The organism is Lancefieldella parvula (genome assembly GCF_963530955.1).
Lineage (GTDB): Bacteria > Actinomycetota > Coriobacteriia > Coriobacteriales > Atopobiaceae > Lancefieldella > Lancefieldella parvula_A.
In genome coordinates this window covers 1-3928 of record NZ_CAUSFQ010000109.1, presented here as the reverse complement: position 1 = coordinate 3928, position 3928 = coordinate 1, and the positions used below count along the sequence as shown (strand labels likewise).

Genomic DNA, 3928 nt, shown 5'->3' with positions numbered 1-3928 from the left:
CTCGCAGTTAAGTTTTGCTGCAAGAGCGCCAACCTCAAGTGAACCTGCCTCTTGAACGCTCATAAGAGCCTGTGGAAGCAGCTCATCAAGCTCGCCTTCCATACCGCAGATGCGCGTATAGCCACCAAAAAGAAGGGGCGTTACGCCAACCTCGGTACCGTATTTTTTGCTCTTATGAGAAAGCTTGTACTTGAACGGCATGCCCAAGAAAAACTCAGTTACACGGACGCCACACAGGCGAGCCATACCGTAATGACCAGCCTCGTGAACAAATACAAGGAGCGAGAGGACCAAGAGTCCCCAAAAAATTGGTGAAAGAATAGCTATCAAATTCACAAAATTCCTATCCCACAAAAGAACGGGCTAAAGCTCGTGCCTCTGCGTCTACAAGCGTCAATTGTTGAAGGTCTTCTACCCTTTGAACTTCAGAGGCATTCATAGTCTCAGCAACAATGCGCTCAATATCAAGAAATGAACATCTTCCTCGTCTAAATGCATGGTTAGCAACTTCATTAGCTGCATTCATAATGCAAGGAAGCGTTCCTCCAACAGTTCCTGCATGACGAGCAAGAGCTAGGCATCCAAAGGTCTTCTCGTCAGCATAATCGCCTGTGAGAGGAGTGGTTTCTTGCCACTTAACCGGCTTTGCAATTGCAGGCCAACGATGTGGATAGCTCAGCGCAAACTGGATAGGCAGCCTCATATCAGAGGCTCCGAGCTGCGCTTTAACAGAGCCGTCAACAAACTCAACCATAGAGTGAATGCGACTCTGACGATGTACCAACACCTCAAGCTTATCCATTGGAGTGTCAACGAGGTGATGAGCTTCAATGAGCTCAAGACCCTTATTCATGAGCGTGGCGCAGTCGATGGTAATCTTGGCACCCATCTTCCAGGTTGGATGCGCCAAGGCGTCGTCGGCCGAAACGTGTTTGAGCTGCTCACGAGAATATCCGAAGAACGGACCACCGGAGCAGGTAAGCCAAATCTTTTGGATATCAGCGGGGTTCTCGCCAATAAGGCACTGGAAGATGGCACTGTGCTCAGAATCAACGGGGATGAGCTGACCAGGCTTGACCAGAGGCATCAGAAGGTCTCCGCCAACAACAATTGACTCCTTGTTAGCGTAAGCCAGCACTTTGCCAGCCTTCACAGCGGCCAGACCAGCGTAAATGCCAGCCTCTCCCACCACTGCGTTAACTACGCAGTCAACATCATCCAGCTCAGCAAGCGCCTGAACGGCCTCAGGACCAAAGCTTGCGTTGCAACCTTGGGGCAAGCTGTCGAGAAGGGCGTTGCCCTTGACACTTGCATCGGCAAAAGCAACGTATTTGCAGTTGAACTCAGCTGCTGCCTTCACGGCAAACTCAACCGACGAACTCACCGCAAGGGCAGCAACCTCCACCTTTTGCGGGAAATGACGGCATACATCAAGCGTCTGCATACCCACAGAACCCGAAGCTCCGAGGACAGCAACACGCAGAGGCTCATGCCTTACAGCACGAGGCGCGGTATCTTCAAAAATGCTCAAAACCTATGCTCCAAACGGCAGCGCAATAGGTAGCTTGACCTGGCTAAAGAGCACGGCAAGCTGGAAGAGAAGAAACGCCGCCATAGTTCCAAAAATCATCGAATCGGTTCTATCAAGTAGTCCGCCATGACCAGGCATAATTGAACCAGAATCCTTGAGGCCCACTCCTCGCTTAATGCGAGACTCAAAGAGGTCTCCAACAACAGAGAAGATGCCTTCTGTTATGCCAAAGAGCAGTGCAAACAGTGGATTCATATTAATTGCACCAAAAACTGCCATCAAGAACCACACAAGCATTGAACCTAAAAGACCGCCGTAGAAGCCCTCCCAACTCTTATTAGGAGAAATTCTTGGCGCCAGTTTATGCTTGCCAAATTTAGATCCAAACAAATACGCAAATGAATCGTTAGCCCACACAGAGAGCATGACGGCAAGCGTAATCCAAGGAATAGAAAAACTTGGCTCTGTGGATCTCAGAAGCACTACCGTTGAAAGTGAAAGCGAGGTATACAGTGGTCCAAAAGCCGTAACTGCCACGTCTGCAAGGTTTGCTCGTGGCGTAAAAACATACCAAAGTCCGCAAAGAATAATCAAAAGCAGAGAAAATACCAGCGGAAAGACGTGACCAAAGTACGCAATTATGGGAAAAACAAGCGAGAAGACAAGGCCAAGAGGCTCGTTTGGCATACGTCCGCCCATACGGCAAATATGGAAGAACTCAGAGCAGCAGAGCCATGCCATGCCAGCAATCAAAACAATAGTAGCTTCTTTGCCAACAAACAGTGCAGCGAGCACAATAGCTGCATAAACTACGCCAGACAGGGTGCGGGTCAAAAGCTTTTCGGTAACGCCACGAACTCGCTGGCCCATAAGGTTACCAGCGGATCGTTGTAGCTCTTTAAGTGAGCGACGAATCTCCAGCTTTTCTATCTGTCTATCAATTCCAACACTACCTGTTTCTTCAGGATTTAACTGAGAGTCAGCATCAATCCTGGAAGTAGGCTTTTTGGAATCGCGCGTATTGTCCACCACTATTTCACTCCTCCGAATCGCCTCTCGCGACTCTGATAGTCCTTAATGGCGCGCAAAAAATCCCACTTAGAGAAGTCAGGCCAGTAAGTTTGCGTAACATACAGCTCCGAGTAAGCCAGCTGCCACAACAAATAGTTAGAAAGCCTCAGCTCTCCTGACGTGCGAATCAAAAGGTCTGGATCAGGAAGTCCTGCTGTATAGAGGTTCTTCTCGAGGTCAGCCGAAGTCACCGAGTCAGCAGACACGCTGCCCCCAGCAATTTGGTTGGCGAGAAGAACAGCTGCTCTGGTCAGCTCTGCGCGAGAGCCATAATTGACCGCAAGCGCAAACGTCATACCGGTGTTTTGTGCGGTCTCATCAAGTCCGCGCTGGAAGGTCTTGCGGGTCTTCTCTGGCAAAGCCTCAAGGTCACCAAAGAAACGCAGCTTTACGTTCTCTTGATGGAACAGTGGAAGCTCTTTGAGCAGCGTCTCTGCAAACAGACGCATGAGCAAGTCAACCTCACGCTGAGGGCGTTTCCAGTTTTCTGTAGAGAACGCATAAACCGACAGAACGTCCAATCCAAGGCGCACGCTTGTAGTAACAGCCTCGCGCAAAGAAAGAACGCCGGCCTTATGACCTTCGGTTCTATCAAGTCCGCGAGCTGTAGCCCATCTACCGTTTCCATCCATAATGATGGAAACGTGAGACGGAATAGTTTCTAAATTGATATCAGCAAGACTGATATCTTCTGGTGCGTCAGAGAAATACTGGACGAGCTTGTCTGTATCAAACTGCACTTAAATCTCCATGATTTCTGAAGTCTTGGTCTTAAGAAGAGACTCAATCTGTGCAATATAGGTATCGGTCAACTTCTGAATACCGTTCTTCTCGCGCTTCTGATCGTCCTCAGATAGCTCCTCATCGCGCTCAATCTTGCCATTAATGTCACGACGGACGTTACGAACAGCTACTCGAGCTTCCTCAGCAATCTGAGAGCACTCTTTAGCAAGCTCACGACGGCGCTCCTCGGTTGGCATTGGGAAAGGAAGCCTGATAGCAGAGCCATCATTAGATGGAGTAATACCAAGGTCAGAAGTCTCAATGGCCTTCTCGATGCTCTTTAGAGCAGTCTTATCCCATGGCTCAACAAGCAGCATAGATGCCTCAGGAACCTTGATAGCTGCAAGCTGAGAAATTGGGGTTGGCTGGCCATAGTAGTCTACCTTGATGTGATCAAGCGCATGCGGATTTGCGCGACCAGTACGAACACGACCAAAGTTATTCTTAAGTGCCTCGATGCACTTCTCCATAGACTGCTTAGCTTTATCAGAATGAACGCTCATTAGTCCTCCTCAACGACAGTAGTACCGACTTCTTCTCCGG

At 49.2% G+C, this 3928-nt stretch carries 5 protein-coding genes; all 5 read right to left on the bottom strand.

Annotation, left to right across the window (positions count from 1 at the left end):
• A partial coding sequence (locus RWJ43_RS06320; protein WP_314009042.1) for a site-2 protease family protein occupies positions 1-336 on the bottom strand: 336 nt, incomplete at its 3' end.
• Between the two features lie 7 nt (positions 337-343).
• The gene (gene dxr / locus RWJ43_RS06315) at positions 344-1531 is read right to left on the bottom strand and encodes a 1-deoxy-D-xylulose-5-phosphate reductoisomerase (protein WP_314009040.1); all 1188 of its coding nucleotides are present in this window, start codon (positions 1529-1531) and stop codon (positions 344-346) included.
• A gap of 3 nt (positions 1532-1534) precedes the next feature.
• Complete coding sequence (locus tag RWJ43_RS06310; protein ID WP_314009038.1) at positions 1535-2563, bottom strand: phosphatidate cytidylyltransferase; 1029 nt, start codon at positions 2561-2563, stop codon at positions 1535-1537.
• Positions 2563-3342, bottom strand: coding sequence for an isoprenyl transferase (locus RWJ43_RS06305; RefSeq protein WP_314009036.1), 780 nt, complete (start codon positions 3340-3342; stop codon positions 2563-2565). The genes RWJ43_RS06310 and RWJ43_RS06305 overlap by 1 nt, the downstream gene beginning before the upstream one ends.
• The gene (gene frr, locus RWJ43_RS06300) at positions 3343-3888 is read right to left on the bottom strand and encodes a ribosome recycling factor (RefSeq protein WP_313995180.1); all 546 of its coding nucleotides are present in this window, start codon (positions 3886-3888) and stop codon (positions 3343-3345) included.
• Between the last annotated feature and the right edge of the window lie 40 nt (positions 3889-3928).